Source organism: Labrys methylaminiphilus subsp. lupini (assembly GCF_051161885.1).
In the GTDB taxonomy this organism is placed as follows: Bacteria; Pseudomonadota; Alphaproteobacteria; order Rhizobiales; family Labraceae; genus Labrys.
On the sequence record NZ_JBMDIH010000001.1, the window covers coordinates 1,027,817 to 1,046,725 of the forward strand.

General features: G+C 63.6%; 19 protein-coding genes. 14 read left to right on the plus strand and 5 right to left on the minus strand.

Going from position 1 to position 18,909, the window contains the following annotated elements; translation table 11 throughout:
• Window positions 1-56: 56 nt before the first annotated feature.
• Both mraY and murD read left to right on the plus strand, forming a co-directional pair.
• The gene (gene mraY, locus ACN6KF_RS04785) at window positions 57-1,178 is read left to right on the plus strand and encodes a phospho-N-acetylmuramoyl-pentapeptide-transferase (protein WP_434955736.1); all 1,122 of its coding nucleotides are present in this window, start codon (window positions 57-59) and stop codon (window positions 1,176-1,178) included.
• A 14-nt stretch (window positions 1,179-1,192) separates the two neighbouring features.
• Entirely contained in the window at window positions 1,193-2,581 is a 1,389-nt protein-coding gene (murD, locus tag ACN6KF_RS04790) for a UDP-N-acetylmuramoyl-L-alanine--D-glutamate ligase (RefSeq protein WP_434955737.1), read from the plus strand.
• A gap of 11 nt (window positions 2,582-2,592) precedes the next feature.
• Here murD and ACN6KF_RS04795 read toward each other — a convergent pair whose 3' ends face one another.
• Window positions 2,593-3,477: a LysR family transcriptional regulator gene (locus tag ACN6KF_RS04795; RefSeq protein ID WP_434955738.1), complete on the minus strand. Its 885-nt coding sequence runs from the start codon at window positions 3,475-3,477 to the stop codon at window positions 2,593-2,595.
• 113 nt (window positions 3,478-3,590) lie between these two features.
• Between ACN6KF_RS04795 and ACN6KF_RS04800 the strand changes: the two genes are divergently transcribed.
• On the plus strand, window positions 3,591-3,776 hold the full coding sequence (locus ACN6KF_RS04800) for a 4-oxalocrotonate tautomerase (RefSeq protein WP_434955739.1): 186 nt from the start codon (window positions 3,591-3,593) through the stop codon (window positions 3,774-3,776).
• Window positions 3,777-3,868: 92 nt separating this feature from the next.
• Here ACN6KF_RS04800 and ACN6KF_RS04805 read toward each other — a convergent pair whose 3' ends face one another.
• On the minus strand, window positions 3,869-4,840 hold the full coding sequence (locus tag ACN6KF_RS04805; RefSeq protein ID WP_434955740.1) for an alpha/beta fold hydrolase: 972 nt from the start codon (window positions 4,838-4,840) through the stop codon (window positions 3,869-3,871).
• A gap of 78 nt (window positions 4,841-4,918) precedes the next feature.
• On the opposite strand from ACN6KF_RS04805, the gene ACN6KF_RS04810 reads away from it, so the two are divergent.
• From ACN6KF_RS04810 to ACN6KF_RS04835, 6 genes are all read left to right on the plus strand, one after another.
• Complete coding sequence (locus ACN6KF_RS04810; protein ID WP_434959614.1) at window positions 4,919-5,536, plus strand: TetR/AcrR family transcriptional regulator; 618 nt, start codon at window positions 4,919-4,921, stop codon at window positions 5,534-5,536.
• A gap of 179 nt (window positions 5,537-5,715) precedes the next feature.
• Window positions 5,716-6,885, plus strand: a complete 1,170-nt coding sequence (locus tag ACN6KF_RS04815) for an FtsW/RodA/SpoVE family cell cycle protein (protein ID WP_149251433.1) — start codon at window positions 5,716-5,718, stop codon at window positions 6,883-6,885.
• Complete coding sequence (murG, locus tag ACN6KF_RS04820) at window positions 6,879-7,973, plus strand: undecaprenyldiphospho-muramoylpentapeptide beta-N-acetylglucosaminyltransferase (protein ID WP_434959615.1); 1,095 nt, start codon at window positions 6,879-6,881, stop codon at window positions 7,971-7,973. The genes ACN6KF_RS04815 and murG overlap by 7 nt, the downstream gene beginning before the upstream one ends.
• Window positions 7,974-8,365: 392 nt before the next feature.
• Window positions 8,366-8,998 (plus strand): MarC family protein, encoded by a 633-nt coding sequence (locus tag ACN6KF_RS04825; protein WP_434955741.1) that lies wholly within the window; start codon window positions 8,366-8,368, stop codon window positions 8,996-8,998.
• Window positions 8,998-10,110: an HlyD family secretion protein gene (locus ACN6KF_RS04830; RefSeq protein WP_434955742.1), complete on the plus strand. Its 1,113-nt coding sequence runs from the start codon at window positions 8,998-9,000 to the stop codon at window positions 10,108-10,110. The genes ACN6KF_RS04825 and ACN6KF_RS04830 overlap by 1 nt, the downstream gene beginning before the upstream one ends.
• A complete protein-coding gene (locus ACN6KF_RS04835) occupies window positions 10,100-11,152 on the plus strand; it encodes a DUF2955 domain-containing protein (protein WP_434955743.1) in 1,053 nt (350 codons plus the stop codon). Before ACN6KF_RS04830 ends, ACN6KF_RS04835 begins: the two co-directional genes overlap by 11 nt.
• A 72-nt stretch (window positions 11,153-11,224) precedes the next feature.
• On the opposite strand, the gene ACN6KF_RS04840 is transcribed toward ACN6KF_RS04835, so the two are convergent.
• Window positions 11,225-11,578 (minus strand): hypothetical protein, encoded by a 354-nt coding sequence (locus ACN6KF_RS04840; protein ID WP_434955744.1) that lies wholly within the window; start codon window positions 11,576-11,578, stop codon window positions 11,225-11,227.
• A gap of 329 nt (window positions 11,579-11,907) precedes the next feature.
• Between ACN6KF_RS04840 and murC the strand changes: the two genes are divergently transcribed.
• Both murC and ACN6KF_RS04850 read left to right on the plus strand, forming a co-directional pair.
• On the plus strand, window positions 11,908-13,311 hold the full coding sequence (murC, locus tag ACN6KF_RS04845) for a UDP-N-acetylmuramate--L-alanine ligase (protein WP_434955745.1): 1,404 nt from the start codon (window positions 11,908-11,910) through the stop codon (window positions 13,309-13,311).
• A 51-nt stretch (window positions 13,312-13,362) separates the two neighbouring features.
• Window positions 13,363-14,043, plus strand: a complete 681-nt coding sequence (locus ACN6KF_RS04850) for a DNA alkylation repair protein (RefSeq protein ID WP_434955746.1) — start codon at window positions 13,363-13,365, stop codon at window positions 14,041-14,043.
• A 31-nt stretch (window positions 14,044-14,074) separates the two neighbouring features.
• On the opposite strand, the gene ACN6KF_RS04855 is transcribed toward ACN6KF_RS04850, so the two are convergent.
• Together ACN6KF_RS04855 and ACN6KF_RS04860 are read right to left on the minus strand one after the other, a co-directional pair.
• A complete protein-coding gene (locus tag ACN6KF_RS04855; protein WP_434955747.1) occupies window positions 14,075-14,626 on the minus strand; it encodes a DUF4269 domain-containing protein in 552 nt (183 codons plus the stop codon).
• Window positions 14,623-15,210, minus strand: a complete 588-nt coding sequence (locus ACN6KF_RS04860) for a nucleotidyltransferase family protein (RefSeq protein ID WP_434955748.1) — start codon at window positions 15,208-15,210, stop codon at window positions 14,623-14,625. Before ACN6KF_RS04860 ends, ACN6KF_RS04855 begins: the two co-directional genes overlap by 4 nt.
• A gap of 115 nt (window positions 15,211-15,325) precedes the next feature.
• On the opposite strand from ACN6KF_RS04860, the gene murB reads away from it, so the two are divergent.
• From murB to ftsA, 3 genes are all read left to right on the plus strand, one after another.
• Complete coding sequence (murB, locus tag ACN6KF_RS04865) at window positions 15,326-16,243, plus strand: UDP-N-acetylmuramate dehydrogenase (protein WP_434955749.1); 918 nt, start codon at window positions 15,326-15,328, stop codon at window positions 16,241-16,243.
• Between the two features lie 415 nt (window positions 16,244-16,658).
• Entirely contained in the window at window positions 16,659-17,495 is an 837-nt protein-coding gene (locus ACN6KF_RS04870) for a cell division protein FtsQ/DivIB (RefSeq protein WP_434955750.1), read from the plus strand.
• Entirely contained in the window at window positions 17,492-18,817 is a 1,326-nt protein-coding gene (gene ftsA, locus ACN6KF_RS04875) for a cell division protein FtsA (protein WP_434955751.1), read from the plus strand. The genes ACN6KF_RS04870 and ftsA overlap by 4 nt, the downstream gene beginning before the upstream one ends.
• Window positions 18,818-18,909: the final 92 nt, after the last annotated feature.

Genomic DNA, 18,909 nt, shown 5'->3' on the forward strand with positions numbered 1-18,909 from the left:
GCTCTATTGTTTCGACGCATTTTTTCAAAAAATGCTCTGAGGTTGAAAGGATTTCCATGTTCTATCTGCTGAGCCGCTTCAGCGAACATTTCGAGCTCCTCAACCTGTTCCGCTACATCACCTTCCGGACCGGTGGGGCTATCTTCACGGCACTTTTGTTCGTGTTCTTCTTCGGGCCGTGGACGATCTCCTGGCTGCGCGTGAAGCAGGGCAAGGGCCAGCCGATCCGCGACGACGGCCCGCAATCGCATCTGTCCAAGCGCGGCACGCCGACCATGGGCGGGCTGATGATCCTGTCGGGGCTGGGCGTATCGACACTGCTGTGGGGCAACCTCGCCAATGTCTATGTCTGGGCCGTGTTGTTGGTAACGCTCGGCTTTGGCGCCATCGGCTTCTATGACGACTATCTCAAGGTGACCAAGCAAAGCCACAAGGGCTTTTCCGGCCGGGCGCGCCTGTCTCTGGAATTCCTGATCGCCGGCGTCGCCGTGATCCTGATGGCACAGGCGGGCGGGGCGCGCTTCCTCGGCTTCCTGTGGGGCAGCGGAGCGCCGATCTCGCAGGCGACCTCGGTCGCCTTTCCCTTCTTCAAGGAACTCTTGATCAACCTCTCCTATTTCTTTGTGGTCTTCGGCGCCTTCATCATCGTAGGCTTCGGCAATGCCGTGAATCTGACGGACGGCCTGGACGGGCTTGCCATCGTGCCGGTGATGGTGGCCGCCGGTACCTTCGGTGTCATCGCCTATCTCGTCGGCAACGCGAATTTCGCCAACTACCTGCAGCTTCACTTCGTACCCGGCACCGGCGAACTCGCGGTGATCTGCGGCGCGATGATCGGGGCGGGGCTCGGCTTCCTCTGGTTCAATGCGCCGCCGGCCCAGATCTTCATGGGCGATACCGGTTCGCTCGCGCTCGGCGGCATGCTGGGCTCGATCGCCGTGGCCACCAAGCATGAGATCGTGCTGCTGGTCGTGGGCGGCCTGTTCGTGGCTGAGACCCTGTCGGTGATCATCCAGGTGCTGTCGTTCCGTTATACCGGCAAGCGCGTGTTCAAGATGGCGCCGATCCATCACCATTTCGAACAGCTTGGCTGGAAGGAACCGCAGGTCGTGATCCGCTTCTGGATCATCGCGGTGGTGCTGGCTCTGCTCGGGCTTGCCACGCTCAAGCTCAGATAGGACGAAAGATCGTCATGATCCCGATCACTTCCTTCGGCGACCGTGCTGTTGCCGTGTTCGGCCTAGGCGGGTCGGGCCTGGTGACTGCCGAAGCTCTCGCCGCCGGTGGCGCCAGGCCCATCGTCTGGGACGATGGTGAAGCCGGACGCAAGGCCGCTGGCGACAAGGGGCTCGACGTCCGCGACCTCAATGAGATCGACTGGTCCTCCGTCGCCGCGCTGGTCCTGTCGCCCGGGGTACCGCTCACCCACCCCGGGCCGCATTGGTCGGTCAAGCTGGCCGCTTCACATGGGGTGGAGGTGATCGGCGATATCGAACTCTTCGTCCGCGAGCGCCGGGCGAGGGCGCCGGGCTCGCCCTTCATCGCCATCACCGGCACCAACGGCAAATCCACGACCACGGCACTGATCGCCCACCTTTTCGCCGCAGCCGGCCACGACGTACAGCTCGGCGGCAATATCGGTACGGCGATCCTGTCGCTGGATCCGCCGTCGCCCGACAAGGTGCATGTCGTCGAGTGCTCCTCCTACCAGATCGATCTGGCACCGAGCATCGATCCCTCCGTCGCTATCCTGCTCAACGTCACTGAGGATCATCTCGACCGCCACGGCACGCTGGAACATTATGCCGCCGTGAAGGCGCGCCTCGTCGAAGGCGCCCGCACGCCAGTTGTCGGCGTCGACGATGTCTGGTGCGCTGCTGTTGCCGACGAGATCGAGCGCCAGGGCGGCAGGCCCATCCGCATCTCGGTGCAGCGGCCATTGAGCGACGGCGTCTACGCCGTTGGCGACAGGTTGTTTTCGGCCGAAGCGGGCAGGGCGGCCGAAGTCGCCAGCCTCGCCGGCATCGGCTCCCTGCGCGGCGCGCATAATGCCCAGAATGCCTGTGCTGCGCTGGCTGCTGCCCGGGCCGGCGGGCTGACACTGGATCAGATCCAGGCCGGCATGCGCAGCTTCCCGGGCCTCGCCCACCGCATGGAACAGGTCGGCCGGCTTGGGCCTGTGCTGTTCGTCAACGATTCCAAGGCCACCAATGCCGATGCCACGGCCAAGGCCCTGTCATCCTTCCCGACCCTGTATTGGATCGCCGGCGGCAAGCCCAAGACCGGCGGCATCGAGGCCCTGACCGAGTATTTTCCCAAGATCTGCAAAGCCTATCTGATCGGCGAGGCGACGGAGGAGTTCGCTGCGACACTGGAAGGGCGGGTGCCCTATGTGCGGGCGGAGACGATCGAGAAGGCGGTGCCTCTGGCGTCTGCCGACGCGGCGGCTTCCGGTCTCGAGGAGGCCGTGGTGCTGCTTTCCCCAGCCTGCGCTTCCTTCGACCAGTTCCGCAATTTCGAAGAACGGGGCAAGGCCTTCTCCCGGGCCGTGCTGTCCTTGCCGGGTATCGGAAAGGCCTGACGGCATCTCGATCAGCCGAAGCGGGCCACCAGAAAGTCGATGGCACTGCGCAGCATGGCCGTCGGCCGCCGGTCCGGGGCGTAGACGAGGTGCATCGGTGTGGGACGATAGGACCATAGCGGCAGCACGGGTTCGAGCCGGCCGGCGTCGATATCGTTCATCAACAACAGTTCGGGCTGCAAAACGATGCCTGCGCCATGGAGCGACGCCACGCGCAGCGCCGATCCCTGATTGGTGGTGAAGCGGCCCCCGACATTTACCGTGCAGGTTTCGCCGTGCGGGCCGACGAGATGCCAGATGCCCTGCGTGCGCCAATAGGCATGGCCGAGGCAATCATGATGGCAGAGCTCACGCGGATGGTCTGGCCGCCCGTGCACATCCAGGTAACACGGCGCGGCCGCCAGGATTCGGCGATAGGGCTTCAGCGGACGGGCCACCAGGTTTTCATCCGTGAGATCGCCGATATGAATGCCGAGATCGCAGCCCTCACCGATCAGGTCCGGGGTGCGGTTGTCGAGCATGAGATCGACGGTGACGTCGAGATTGCGCTGCAGATAGTCGATCAGGGCCGGCACCAGGCTTTCGCTGCCGAAACTCACCGGCGCGGCCAAGCGCAGACGCCCACGCGGACTGGCCTGCAATTCGGAGGCGCTCGCTTCGGCCAGGGCCACCTCGGCCAGTGCCGTCTTACAGCGTTCGTAATAGAGCCTGCCGACTTCCGTGAGCTGGTGGCGGCGCGTGGTGCGGTGAAGCAGTCGGGCTCCCAGGCGCTGCTCGATCAGGCGGACATGCTTGGCGACCATGGTCGCCGATACCCGGCTGGTCTCCGCCGCGGCGGCGAAGCTGCCTTCTTCCACCACCCTGACGAACATGGCCATGCCGGCGAGCTTGTCCATGATTGCAATCCATATGGTTCTGAATGAAATGCTCAGATGGTTATTTATCAGCAAAGGGGTTTGGAGAACATTGCGGGAGGCCCGCTATCGGACCTTTTCATGAGGAAGTGACCATGCCTATCCTGCGACTGGAAATGCATCCCGGACGTACACTCGAACAAAAGCGCGATTTCGTGCAGGCGGCGACCAAAGCTGTCGTCGAGACCCTGGTTTGTCCGCCGGAAGCCGTCGAGATCATCATCACCGAGGTCCCGAAGGATGCCTGGGCCGTTGCAGGAAAGCTGAAATCCGACAGTTGAGCGTGTCTTTCCGCGGCGGGCGATGGTCTTGCTGCGGAATGTGCGGGAGCCGGCAGGATCTGCTTGCCGGATCGAACCGGCTCCACGCGGCATCAGCCTCTTGTCGACGCGGTCGTAAAGGCCGCGAGTTCCCGTCCGAATCGTGCCGGCTCCTCATAGAAGGGGCTATGGCCGCTATCGGCGTAGACCGAGAGCCGGCTATCAGGATGAAGGGCCTTGATCCGTTCGGACATCGCCAGGCGCACCAGCCGGTCATGAATGCCATGCGTCAGCAGGATCGGGCCGGGATAGGCCTGGAACACCGGTTCGAGATCGGGGGTGGCGATCTTCACGAAGCCCTCGTTCACCGCCCGCCCGGTCATGCCGTTGACCACCAGCATGCGCTGCAGCTCGATGCCGGTGAGCGGCTTGTGAAAACAGGCGGCGAGAAAGTCGGCCGTCGCGGCGGTCCGTTCGCCGAGATCGTGTGAGATCGCCGTCTTGGCGAAGCTGACCGCGAGCGGAGTGAGCAGATCCGGCGACAGCTTGGTGACGGCATCGACCAGGTTGATCCCCGCGATCTGCGAGCCGCCATATTTACGCAGATAGGCACCGGCGACATGGCCCCCCAGCGACCAGCCCACCAGGATGGGGCGGCGCAGCTTGGTGGCCGCGATCACCGCGGCAACGTCATCCGCCCAACGATCGGTATCGGAATAGGCGTCGGGCGAGGCTGGCTTGTCGGAATCGCCATGGCCGCGCAGATCGAAACGCACCAGCCGGAAGCCGTCCAGTGCCGGATCGGCAAACTGCTTGTCCCAGCTGAGCCGGCTCTGGCGCAGGCCATGGATGAACAGGATCTCGGGCGTTGCCGGATCTCCCTGTGCCTCGCCGGCGAGCAGCGTGCCATCGGCCGAAGGGACGATGAAGCTCTCACGGCCTGAGCCGGATCGGCCGGCCTTCGCGGCGGCATTCGGTTGTTTCTTGCCGGTCGCGCCCGATGCGGAACCTGTCAGTCCCGATTCGATGGCGAGAGCGGTGAGGGCGGCTGCAGCACCCAGGAAAAGGCGCTTCGAAGAATCCATTGCTTTCTTCCATCTTGTTTATCGATCGCTATTCAACTTGCTTGACGCTGCCTGTCAAGATGTTGTTTAGTGCTCGATATGGAACATGGTTCGAAATCACGTGGCGGGCGGCCCTGGAGCTTCGATCGGGAGCAGGCGGTCGAGACGGCTATGCGGCTGTTCTGGCGCCACGGCTATGAGGGCGTGTCGATCGGGGATCTCACCAAGGCGATCGGGATCGCACCACCCAGCCTCTACGCCGCCTTCGGCAGCAAGACCGGGCTTTATCAGGAGGCGCTCGCCCGCTATGAGGGCAGCATCGGCTTACTCGATTTCGCCGCCGTCGCGGAGGCGAGCGGCCTGCCACAGGCCGTGCGCCTGCTGCTGGAAGCGGCGGTCGGGGCCGTCATCCATCCCGACCGCGAGCGTGGCTGCATGATCTCCAGCGGGATGATCACCTGCCATCCTGACCATGCCACACTGGCCCGCGATCTCGCGGCACGGCGCGACGCCATCCGAGCCAAGATCGCTGAGGCGCTCCGGCCCTTCGCCGACGCCGGGACGATCCCGGGCTTGGCAAGACATCTGGCGGCCGTCATGCAGGGGATTTCGATCCAGGCGCGGGACGGTATCGGCCGGGCTGAGTTGCAGGGGATCGTCGAGGATGTGGTGGCGGGGCTCGACCGCAGGCAGCTCCGAGGCCAGGCGCGACAATAGAAGAGGGCCGAGGCGCAGATCGGTGCCGATCGCTCCGAGCGGCTGGGGGCGGCTGTTCAATCGGTGGTCCAGGGGCATTGCCGGCAAAAGCGCGGTAAAGCCTTCGCATTTAACCCTTCCTAAACCCTGTCGGGAGCACTGCTAGGGCGATCCTGCCTCAGCTGACGGACTCCCTGTTCATGGCCTCGCGTACCGAACGTTCAGCCTTCAATGCCTGGTGGTGGACCGTCGATCGGCTGATGCTGATGACGATCCTGGCCCTGATGCTGACCGGAATCGTGCTCCTGCTGGCGGCGAGCCCCGCCGTCGCCGAGCGCATCGGCATCTCCGATATGTTTCACTTCGTCAACCGCCAGGCGATGATGATCCCGGTGGCGCTGATGGTGATGATCGGGGTGTCCTTCCTGTCGCCGCAGTCGATCCGCCGGCTGGCGCTGGTGATGTTTTTGTTCGCCACAGCCTTGGTGGTGGCGACGCTGCTGTTCGGCGCCGAGGTGAAGGGCTCCAGGCGCTGGATCGCAGGCATCCAGCCCTCCGAATTCCTCAAGCCGGCCTTCGTCGTACTGGCGGCCTGGCTGTTCTCCGAAAACGTCAAGCGGCCGGACGTTCCCGCCAATATCCTCGCCATGCTGCTGCTGGCCTGCTCGGCGGGACTGCTCATCCTGCAGCCCGACTTCGGTCAGACCATGCTGATCTCCATCGTCTGGGGCGCGCTGTTCTTCATGGCCGGGCTGCACTGGTTCTGGATGGTGGGGCTCGGCGGCGTCGGTGTCGTCGGCATCGTGGCGGCCTATCAGTTCATCCCGCACGTGACCTCGCGTATCGATCGCTTCCTCAAGCCCGAGGGCACCGACACTTTCCAGGTCGACGTGGCGCGCGATGCCTTCCTTTCAGGCGGCTGGCTCGGCAAGGGGCCGGGCGAGGGCACCTACAAGCTGATCCTGCCGGATTCCCACACCGATTTCATCATGGCGGTAACCGGCGAGGAGTTCGGCCTTCTTTTCGTCATGGCAGTGGTGGCGATGTTCGCCCTCATCGTGCTGCGCGGCTTCTGGCATGCCTACAAGGTCGAAGATCCCTTCTGCCGCTTCGCCACCGCCGGCCTCACTCTGCTGTTCGGAATGCAGTCCTCGATCAATCTGATGGTCAATCTCCATATGATGCCCGCCAAGGGCATGACGCTGCCCTTCATCTCCTATGGCGGCTCCTCGCTGATCTCGGTGGCCTATGGCATGGGCATGGTGCTGGCTCTCACCCGCCGCCGTCCGCGCACCGACATGCTTGAAAGCGCCTTCAGCTTCCGCGACCGCAGGGCTCAGGCCGCAGCCGGCATCGGATTGTCATCGTGAGCGGCAAGATCGTCCTGCTCTGCGCCGGTGGTACCGGCGGCCACCTGTTTCCGGCCGAAGCGTTGGCGGGTGCGCTCGTGCCACTCGGCTTCCGCCCCCATCTTGCCACCGACGAACGGGTGGAGCGCTATACCGGTACCTTCGCCTGGGAGGACATTCATGTCATCCGGTCCGAGACCATGCGTTCGCGTGCGCCGCTCGCCATGGCCAATACGCTCTGGCAACTCGGCACCGGTACGCTGGCAGCCTGGCGCATGCTGGGCCGGCTGCGGCCGGCTGTCGTCTGCGGCTTTGGCGGTTATCCGACCCTGCCGCCGCTGACGGCCGCGGCCTGGCGCAAGATCCCGACCATGATCCATGAAGCCAATGCGGTGATGGGCCGGGCCAACCGCATGCTGGCGCCGAAGGTGACGCGCATCGCCACCGGCTTTGCCGATGTGGCGATGATGGACGATGTGCCGAAATCGAAGCTGGTCCATACCGGCAACCCGGTGCGGCCGGCTGTGATGGAAGCAGCCAAGGTTCCCTATCCCGACCTGGATGGGCCTATCAACCTGCTGGTCTTCGGCGGCAGCCAGGGCGCGGCGGTGATGTCGTCGATCGTGCCGCCGGCGATCGCGCGGCTGGACGAACAATTGCGCCGTCGGCTCAGGATCGTGCAGCAGGCGCGCCAGGAGGATCTTGCCGCAGTGCGCGGGACCTATGCGGGTCTCGGCGTCACCGCCGAGGTCAGCGACTTCTTTCGTGACCTGCCCGCCCGCATCGCGGGGGCCCATCTCGTGATCAGCCGCTCCGGCGCCTCGACCGTCGCCGAGCTCTCGGTCATCGGCCGTCCGTCGATCCTCGTGCCGCTGCCGGGAGCCCTCGATCAGGACCAGGCCGCCAATGCTCGTACGCTCGCCAATGTCAACGGTGCCCGGATGGTGATGCAACCGGACTTCACTGCCGAGACCCTGGCTGCCGATCTCACGGCACTCCTCGGCGATCCGGTGGGGCTGCAGGCAATGGCCGTCAATGCACGGGACGCCGGTATTCCTGACGCAGCCGGCCGCCTCGCCGACTGGGTGGTCAAGCTGGCGGCGATGTGACGGGAGGGCGGGTCCTCGGACCGGCTTTGCGAACCTGCAGGTGGTGGAGAAAGCCGGGGCTGAGGCGCTCCGGGCCTATTCGTTTCGTGGGCGCTGGCGGGCTTGTACACGACATGAGCCCCAGATCCTCCATAGTTTAAAATCGATCTACGGCATCTCATCCGGGACCGGACACCTACTTCAGGGTAATCGCTTCAAATTGTCGTTCGTCCGGGGCTTGAGAATTTTCGGGAGTGCGGGCCTCTCGTTCCAGTCTTCATCACGCGATAACCCAAAGCGATTGCCCCCTCCCGGGTCGGAGGCGCTTGATATCCTTGCAATGCAAGCGCAAGTTGTATTCTCGCGGGCAACAATACAGCACTTGGCGAAGCGCCTGCGATTGGGGGGGGGCGATGAGCACCGATATTGGGCTGGCCGATATTTTCGTCATCCTGCTGATTACGATCGGACCGCTCAAGGCGGCCATCGTCTATGCCAAGCTCACGGGCAAGGCCGATGCGGCGTTCAAGCGCCAGGTGGCCTTCAAGACCGTGCTGGTGGCTGCCATCGTTTGCCTCGTTTTCGTCTTCGCGGGGCAATGGCTGCTCGGTGTCTTCCATATTACGCTTCCGGCGCTGAAGATCGCAGGCGGCCTGATCCTGCTGCTCTTTGCCCTCGACATGGTGATGGGAAGCGAGAAGAAGGCGGAAGATGGCGATGCTCTGCCCTCCGCCGACATCGCTGTATATCCGCTTGCCATTCCGATGATGGCGACGCCCCAGGGCCTGGTGGCGATCACCACCGTCGTCGCCACCAAGGACAGCATCGGCGAACTGATTACCGTTGCGGTGATGGTCCTCGTCATCATGGGCATCAATCTTGCCACCCTGCTTTCGGCTGACAAGCTGCTGAAGAAGGGCGGCGGTGGCGCCATGGTGGTTGTCGGCAAGGTCGTCGGCCTGTTGCTGGCGGCGCTTGCCGTCCAGTTGATGATCTCGAGCTTCCGCGATCTCGGTGTCATCGCTGCGGTGACCGGAGCCCATTGATGAACGAGGCCGCCCGTCCCGATGCGCCGGCTATCACCGATCCGGCGCCACCGCCGAGGAACCCGCTGCGGCGCACGGCGCTCGTGACGGTCCTGATCGTCATCGTTGTGTTCGCGCTTTCGGTGGCGATGGAGCGGTTGACCCCCATCTCCTCGCAGGCCGCGGTTCAGGCCTATGTGGTGCGGATGGCGTCCGAGGTCGGAGGCAGGGTGCTGGAAGTCGGCGTCGGCGACAATGCCCGCATCGCCGCCGGGCAGGTGCTGTTTCGTATCGATCCGAAACCCTATGAAATCGCCGTCGCGGAGGCGCAGGCGGGTCTCGAACGCATCGGCCTGACAATCGGCGCTTCCACTCAGGAAGTGGAATCCGCCCAGGCCAAGCTGGTGAAGGTACAGGCCGATCGCGAGAATGTACGAGCCCAGGTGGAGCGAGCGAGGATCCTGGTGCAACGAGGCATCTATGCACGGGCCAAGCTTGACGAAGCCAATTCGGCCCTCGGCGTTTCGGAAGCGACCGTAACGGGCGCCGAAGCAGACCTCGCCAAAGCGCGCGAGCAGCTTGGGCCGCAAGGCAACGACAATCCGCAGTTCAAGGAAGCACTTGCCGTGCTTGAGCGCGCCCGGCTTAATCTGCTCCATACCACCGTCATTGCTCCATCGGACGGCGTCGTCACCAATCTCCAACTCGGCGTCGGCCAGGTGATCGGCACGGGTCAGGCGGCTTTGACCTTCATCGACGCGAACAGCATATGGGTCGCCGCCGCCTACAAGGAAAACAGTCTGGAATATATGGCGCCGGGCAATGATGCCGAGGTCGTGCTGGATTCTCTGCCCGGCACCGTTTTCGCCATGCGTGTCGAGAGTATCGGCTGGGGCGTTTCCCAGGGCAGCATCGACCCCGCCACGGGGCTTCCGACCATCCGCAACCAGAGTGGCTGGGTGCGCGAGCCTCAGCGTTTCCCGGTGCGACTGGTGTTCAAGGATAGCCCGCCGCGCGGCATCCGCTACGGCTCGCAGGTCAGTGTCGTGGTCTACACCGGCGAAAACCCGGCGATGAACGCTGTCGGCCGATTCTGGATCCGCCTGGTCTCGGCGCTGACCTATGTCAGCTGAGGAGAATCCGGGGCTGTCGCGGGCAAAGCGTCAAGGCCTACGCATCGCTTTCGCGGTCGCCATCGGTTTCACGATGAGCACGGCGGAAGGCTCTCCCTTGCCTTTCCTCGCTCCGATGTTGGCGACGCAATTCCTGATTGGTGGCCTGAAGCCGCTCGGACTGCGGCAGGCCGTCGGCTTCGTCGTGCTGATTGCCGTCTGCGGCTTGGCCATGGTGTGGCTGACAGGCATTTTCGGTGACAAGCCGGCCGCGCTGCTGATCTCGCTCGGCCTGATCTACTTTTTCTGCTTCCTGCTGCTGGTACTGGGCATGGGGGGACAGGCGGCATTCCTGGTCTTGATTCTCGCGGTGATGGTGCCCCTGCTCGGCGTCCTGCAAAAGGACCTCGGCGAGGGCATCGTTGTCATCCTGCTGAAGGCCGCCGTGGCCGGCGTCGTCCTTACATGGCTCGCCCACGCCGCCTTTCCCGACACGGGCGGCAAGATACCCCCAACGCCGGTCTCTCCGCCATCGAGCCAGGCGACCATGCGGGCCTTGGCGAACGCGGCGATCCTGCTGGTCATGGTGACGGTCTGCCTCGTCAGCGACCGGTTTTCATCGGCGGTGGTCGTACCGATCACGGTGGCTTCGCTTCTCAACCAGCTCGACCTTGCTGCCAGCGGTCGCGCGGCCTTCGGGCTGGTTGCCGTCAATCTGCTCGGTGGCATCGTCGCCTCCGTCGCTTTTGCGCTGTTGGAATTGCGTCCGGAACTGCCCTTCCTGTTTCTGATCGTCCTCACGGTTGGCTTGCTGTTCGGCGGCAGGGCGGCCGCCGATCCCACATCCGGTAGGATCTATGCCGGCGCGCTGATCATCTTTCTCGTGCTGCTGGGACTGGGTGTGTCGCCGCTGCCCGGCAGTACGGTGGAAAGCTTTGCCACACGCATCGGCCAAGTGCTGTTTGCGATCGCCTGCACGCTTTGCCTGACGGCCTTGTCGTGGCCTGCATCTGTGCCCCGGCGATCGGGCGACATCGACGAGAATGGCGCGGACACGAGATGAGCGCCAGACGTGACGCCGGTCTCAGCGCCCTCCGCTACCTCTTTGCACGCGATATCGGCTCTTCCCACTTTGTCAGGCTTCGGGGGGCACCTCGATTGCCTTTCCCAGTCGCTCGAGTTCGAGCGAATAGCAGAACAAGGCGAAGAGAACGCTCATGACGATAAATCCCTTCACCAGAATCTGGCCGATGGGCGGGAGCGGATCGAGTTCAGGCACGTGCCTGAAGAAAATTACCGAGAAGAGCGCGCCGCCAATGAAAAAGCTGGCGCGGCTGGTAAATTGGAGGAGGTGGCCGACGACTGCACTGTGGAACGGTGTATAGATAGGGAAAAAACGATATCTTGCCCAATAGAAACATAGAAGGGCGAAGGTGTCTCCGACAATAATCACCCCAATCAACGGCTGAAAATCCTGCTCCTTACCCATGTTGTTAATCAAATTTCGAAATATCGGAAAAATTATCCAGAATAAGAAAGAGGCGAGAGCCGTTTCGATTGTCACGAACAGAATGTAGAAAATGGAATTTCGGGACAATGGCTGCATATGCGCCCCCTTGCTGCCGGACGATACCGAAGCGCCTCCTGATTTTACATATGTAATCGAACGGATGCCGTGCAGGACAGTCTAATCGACCGAATATCCGGGATAGATCAAAGCGGCGGCAATGGGTCTCCTTGATCCAGCTCCGATGAAGATTTGCCTCCTAGCCTCCGCACCCCTATACGAAGCCAAATCCCATCTTTTCGAGAGATCTCATGAAGCTGCCCCGTGAAATTGGCCCCATCCACTTTGTCGGCATCGGCGGCATCGGTATGTCCGGCATCGCCGAAGTGCTGGTCAATCTGGGCTACACGGTGCAGGGCTCGGACGCGGCCGACAATTACAACGTCAAGCGCCTGAAGGATAAGGGCGTGAAGACCTTCATCGGCCACGCCGCCGAGAATATCGGCGAGGCCGAGGTGGTCGTGGTCTCGACCGCAATCAAGCGCGACAATCCCGAACTTGCCGCCGCGCGCGAAAAGCGCCTGCCGGTGGTGCGGCGTGCCGAAATGCTGGCCGAACTGATGCGGCTGAAGACCTGTGTCTCGGTTGCCGGCACGCATGGCAAAACCACCACGACCTCGCTGGTGGCGACGCTCCTTGATGCTGGCGGTTTCGATCCCACCGTGATCAATGGCGGCATCATCAACGCCTACGGCACCAATGCGCGGCTGGGCTCGAGCGATTGGATGGTGGTGGAAGCCGATGAAAGCGACGGCACCTTCCTCAAGCTGCCGACCGACGTCGCCATCGTCACCAATATCGATCCCGAGCATCTCGATCATTTCAAGACCTTCGAGGCCATCAAGGATGCCTTCCGGGCCTTCGTCGAGAACATTCCCTTCTATGGCTTTGCCGTGATGTGCCTCGACCATCCGGTGGTGCAGGAGCTGGTCGGCACCATCGAGGATCGCCGCGTCGTCACCTATGGCGAGAACCCGCAGGCCGATGTGCGCCTGCTGGATCTCGATCTTTCGGGTGGACGTTCGCGTTTCCGGGTCGTCATTCGCGACCGCAAGACCGGCGCGGTAGTGGAGCTACCCGATCTCGGCCTGCCCATGCCGGGCGGGCACAATGCCCTCAATGCCACGGCTGCCATCGCTGTCGCCCACAATCTCGGCATGGATGCCGAGGCGATCCGCAAGGGCCTGGAAGGTTTCGGCGGCGTGAAGCGGCGTTTCACCCGCACCGGGGAGTGGAACGGCGTTACGGTGTTCGACGATTACGGCCACCACCCCGTGGAAATCTCCGCCGTGCTCAAGGCGGCGCGGGCCTCGACCACCGGCCAGGTGATCGCGGTGGTGCAGCCGCATCGCTACAGCCGCCTGGCGAGCCTGTTCAACGAGTTCTCGGCCTGTTTCAACGATGCCGATATGGTCGTGGTCGCCGATGTCTATGCGGCCGGCGAGGCGCCGATCCCGGGGGCAGACAAGGAAGGCCTCGTTGCCGGCATCCGCGCTCGGGGTCACCGCCATGTCGTCGGGCTCGATCGCCCCGGCTCGCTCGCCGGCCTGGTCGCGTCGGTGGCCAAGCCCGGTGACTATGTCGTGTGTCTGGGGGCCGGCAACATCACCCAATGGGCCTATGCGCTGCCTGGCGAACTGGCGGCGCTGGGGTAGGCCAAAGCGTTTCGCGCCTCATCGGAAAACTCCGCTTAGTAGGAGGAGGGCATGAGCCTCGCCGAGACGATCCACGCACGTCTGGCGGTTGCGGCAGACCCGGCGCGGGCTCCGGGCATGCAAGCCTATATGAAATCGACGATGCCCTATCTGGGTGTCTCCGCCGTGCCGCTGAGGCAGATCTGCAAGGCCGTATTCGCCGATCTTCGCTTTGAGAGCGTTGGGCATTGGCAGGCGGAGGTTCTCGCCATCTGGCGTGGCGCCCGTTTCCGCGAGGAACGCTACGCTGCCATCGAACTGACCGGCCTGCGTGCTGCCAGGTCGTTCCAGCGCTTCGAAGTCCTGCCGATGTATGAGGAGATGATCGTCACCGGTGCCTGGTGGGACTATGTCGATGTCATCGCCGCGCATCGCCTGCTACCGATCCTGCGCAATGACGGCGCGGCAATGCGCCAGGCCATGCTCGCCTGGTCCGTCGACGCCAATATGTGGAAGCGCCGGAGTGCGATCCTCTGCCAGCTCGACGCCAAGGTGGAGACGGATCTCGAACTCCTCTATGCCTGCATCGCGCCCTCGATCGCCTCCAGGGAGTTCTTCCTGCGCAAGGCGATCGGCTGGGCTCTCAGGCACCATGCCCGCGTCGATCCCGTGGAGGTTGCCCGCTATGTCGAGGAGCACCCCGAGCTCAGCGGCCTCAGCCGGCGTGAAGCCTTGAAGCATATCAAGGCGTAAAGCGGACCCGGCGCGCAAACGTCCTCCGGGTTCACTCCCTTTGCGCTGATGGGGGCAGGCAGCCGGCGGCGGCGAGGAGCGCCTCGAGATGGCCGTCCTTTTGCCGCTCCAGATCGAGAAGGGCCTGATAGGGATCGCGTTTCAGGCCCAGTGCCGCGGCGAAGGCGGGTTCGGTCTTCAGGCCCGCCTCGCGATGATGCATGACGCGGTTGCGAAAAAGCGCTCCTCCCAGCGTGAGCAGCCGCCGCTCCGCCACGAAATGGCGCCAGCCAGCCTGTTCGGCCACGGGCTGCGGAGAGGCGAAGATCTCGAAGCACCAGCCCTCTGCCGTAAAGGTGGCGATCACCGGGCGCCCGCCACCGATCCATTGATGGATGGAGAAGGCCGGCGCTCCGGCAAGAGTCTCCCAGACCGTCCGGGTGAAGGCGAGGGTGTCCGGGGCGTGGCAGAGGATGTCGATATCGCTGGTGGGCAGGTCGACGCCGAGAGGCGGTGTGCCCGCGATATGGGGATCATAGGCGTGCAACAGCTCGAGCAGCTTCGTTGCCCGCAAGGCCTGCGCGTAGTCCAGTCTGGGCGTCATGGTTGCAGATCCACCAGGCGTAATTGCGGCCAGATCGCCTTTGCGCGTGCCGCCTTTGCGGCCAGGCCCTTGTCGTCGCGGCGTCCCGGATTGGGGCGGATGATCATGCCGAAAACATCATCGAGGCCGAAGGGAGCGGCGATGTCGATCGTATCGTCCTCCTCCAGCCGGACACCGACCGCATGCACGACGGCGGCATAATGCCCGAAGGCCTCGTCGGCCGAATTGAGCCGCGGATAGGGCAGGCCAAAACGCCGCTCGAACCATAGATGGACCCGGGCCTGATTGCGGATCTCGACCGGCCAGCGACCGCCGAGAACGGTATCGGCGCGCCGGATCACGGCATCCTCGGCCTCCCAGCTCACATCGTCGGCATCGAAATAGATGAGGTCATAGTCCTTGATGCCGGTGCCTGCGGGTTTCCCGCTCAGACTGTTCCACACGGTCTGATAGACGCAGCCCGCAGCCAGCCGCCATTGCGGCAGCCGCAGCATCCGGGCGGCGACGAGAAAGGCCATGAGGTTCTCATCCTCGCGGACGATGGTGCGCAGGCGCTCTTCAAGAGAAGCGGACGGATGGGGCAAGGTACGAGCTCTCCAAACGGAATCCGCTTAGCAGAATCGCTGGGCTTTTGGGCGAATGTAGGCAATAAAGCGCCCTTGCCAACCCACTGATCAGACCAAGATCTTTTCGGATACCATGCCCTTTCCCGACATCATCCCCTCGCTGCGCCCGCTGATGCCGGGATTGCGCGGTGCGCTGGACGCCAATGCGCCGATGGCACCGCTCTCCTGGTTCCGCACCGGCGGCTCGGCCCAGGTGCTGTTCACGCCGGTGGACGAGGAGGATCTGGCGCTGTTCATGGCCGGATTGCCCACGCAAACCCCCTGGATGGTGGTCGGTCTGGGCTCCAATCTTCTAGTGCGTGACGGTGGCGTTGAGGGCGTGGTCATCCGTCTCGGCAAGGGCTTCGGCGGCATTGCCGTCGACGGTCTGGCCATCACGGCCGGAGCAGGCGCCCCCGACGTCAAGGTGGCGCGCGCGGCGGCGGAAGCGGGGATCCGGGGGCTGTCCTTCCTGCGCGGCATTCCCGGCGCGATCGGCGGCGCTTTGCGCATGAATGGCGGCGCCTATGGCGGCGAGACCAAGGATGTCTTCGTCTCGGCGCGCGCTGTCCGCCGCGATGGCTCCATCGCGCTTTATGATGCTCCCGCCATGGGCTTCAGCTATCGGCGCTGCAGCGTGCCAGCCGATGTCGTGTTCACGCAAGCGACTTTCCGCGGCGAGCCGGGGGATCGCGAGGCGATCCTGGCGGAGATGCAGAAGATCACCGAGACACGTTCCTCGTCCCAGCCGGTCAATACCCGCACCGGCGGTTCCACGTTCAAGAACCCGCCCGGCCATTCGGCCTGGAAGCTGGTTGATGAGGCCGGTTGCCGCGGGCTGACCATCGGCGGAGCCCAGGTCTCGCCGATGCATACCAATTTCCTGGTCAATCTCGGCACTGCTTCCTCTGCAGACATCGAGACGCTGGGCGAGACCGTCCGCGAGCGCGTGAAGGACCGTTCGGGCATCGAGCTCGACTGGGAAATCAAGCGCGTTGGGCTGCCTGCCTGACCTTAAGCAAATTCCTCTCATCGTACGATCGAGAGGAATTTGTAAAATATCAGCTATTTGCAGCGTTTTCCGGCGAAATCCGTCCTGTGGCCTTGCGGGGAAACTCTGCTTGATATGGCAGGCAGAGTGACCTTGCGTCATGTCGGGTCGGGCATGGTGTCGATTTCTGAGCCTCCCCAGAGCCTAAAGCGGCAAAGCTGAAGCGCCGCTAACCGATTGTTTACTGATTTGTCCGAAAGCTAACGTTAATGGGGCATGAAGCATTTCCCGCCTGAGGGGGGTGATCAGCTCCTGAGATCGCCCTTCAAAAGACCGCCCTAACGGATGGTTCCTCAAGAGCGTTGGCTTCGAGCATATGCTGCGTTTTTTCAATCTGTCCTCCCTGCGCCAAGCCGGATTCACGACCAGGACGTTCGTGGATCAGCGCTCGTCGCGGCTGCAGCGTCTGCTGGCAAAGCCCCCGCGAGGGCTGGGGCTCATGCTGTCGACCGCCTTTCTGGCGGGAACCATCGTCTATGGCGCCCAGACCGGACCGGTCTGGCCGCAGATGAAGGTCCAATATGGCGCGCCGCTCGACATGGCGGCCAATCTCTTCGGCTTCCGGGTCGAGACCGTCGCCGTCACCGGCCAGCGCGAGCTGACGGATCAGAGGATTTTCGCCGCCGCCGGGGTCACCAACACCTCCTCCTTGCTGTTTCTCGATGCCGAAGCGGCACGCGAAGGGTTGGAGAAGCTGCCTCTGGTGAAATCGGCTCAGGTTCGCAAGCTATTTCCCTCCACGCTCTCGGTTACCATCGAGGAGCGCGCGCCCTATGCCCTGTGGCAGCGTGACGGCTCGGTCAACGTGATCGCCGAAGATGGCGTCGTGATCGAGAGCCACGTCGAGGCCCGTTTTGCCGATCTGCCTCTGGTGGTGGGCGAGGGGGCCGACAAGCGGGCCAGCGAGATCGTCGCGGCGGTCGCCGCCACGCCCGAACTGAGCGGGCGGGTAAGGGGAGCCACCCTCGTCTCCCAGCGTCGCTGGAATCTCACGCTCGACAATGGCGTGGTCGTTCGCCTTCCCGAGGACAACCCGGAACAGGCCCTGAAGGCTCTGGCTGGCCTTGAGCGGAAGGGCAAGGTTTTGGAAAAGGATATTCTGGCAGTCGACATGCGTATGCCCGATCGCGCTACCTTTCGTTTAAGTGAGCAGGCCGCGGCTGCCCGGGCCGACGCGCTGTCCAAGAAGAAGGCAAAGGGGGGCCGCGCATGAGCCCCTTCGAGAATGGCCTGACCCCCAAGCTCAAGCCCTTGGCGCCGCGCCGCACCACGGTGATGTCGGTGCTCGACGTCGGTACCAACAAGATCGTTTGCCTGATCGCGCGGCTGCGTCCGCTCGAAGGGGCCGATCTCCTGCCTGGCCGTAGCCATCAGGCCCAGATCCTGGGTATCGGCCATCAACGCTCACGCGGGCTGAAGTCCGGCGCCGTCGTCGACATGGAAGCCGCCGAGCAGGCGATCCGCCACGCCGTCGATGCCGCCGAGCGCATGGCCGGCGTGCGGGTGGATTCGGTGATCGTCAACATTTCCTGCGGGCGGGTGGCGAGCGAGCACTATTCGGCTACGGTCGAGGTCGGTGGCCATCAGGTCTGCGATCTCGACATTCACCGCGTTCTCGATGCTGGCGCCAGCCATTCCGTGCGCGACGGACGCGCCGTGCTGCATTCGCTGCCGATCGGCCATATGCTGGACGGCGTCGGTGGCATCTCCGACCCCAGAGGCATGCTCGGACGTCAACTCGGCGTCGACATGCATGTGGTGACGGCCGAGTCCACGCCGGCCAAGAATTTGATGCTCGCCATCGAGCGTTGCCATCTCCATGTCGAGGCGATGGTCGCCACGCCCTATGCGGCTGGCCTGTCGGCTCTCGTCGATGACGAGACAGAGATGGGGGTGACCCTGATCGACATGGGGGCCGGCACCACGTCCGTCGCCGTCTTCGCCAACCGTGCCTTCGTGCATGCCGATAGCCTGCCGGTGGGTGGGGCGCATGTCACCACCGACGTGGCGCGCGGCCTGTCGACCAAGCTGTCGGAGGCGGAACGCCTGAAGGTTCTCTACGGCGCTACCATCGCCAGCCCCTCGGATGACCGCGAGACCATCGCCGTGCCACCCGTCGGGGATGACCAGGGCGATGGCATTCATCACGTGCCGCGTTCGCGTCTGGTCCGCATCATCAGGCCGCGCATCGAGGAAATCCTCGAAATGGTGCGCGACCGCCTGCGCGGTTCAGGCGCCTGGGCCGAAGCGGGGCGCCGCGTCGTGCTGACGGGTGGCGCCTGCCAATTGACGGGCACGGTGGAACTGGCGCGCAAGATTTTGGACCGGCAGGTCCGCATCGGGCGCCCTCTTGGCATTGCCGGCATGCCCGAAGCGGCCAAGGGGCCACCTTTCGCTACGGCAGCTGGCCTCCTGGTCTATCCGCAGATCGCCGGAGTCGAGCATTTCGAACCGCAGGTTCGGACACGGGCGCAAGCTACCGGAACAGACGGTTATTTTGGTCGGGTAGGGCGTTGGTTGAAACACAGCTTCTAAACTTCGATTTGCAAAAGGGAAATCGAGTTTCGAATCGAAAATTAACGTTGAGACATGAAGAATGGTCGGTTTTTCAAGGCCATTTTGACTAA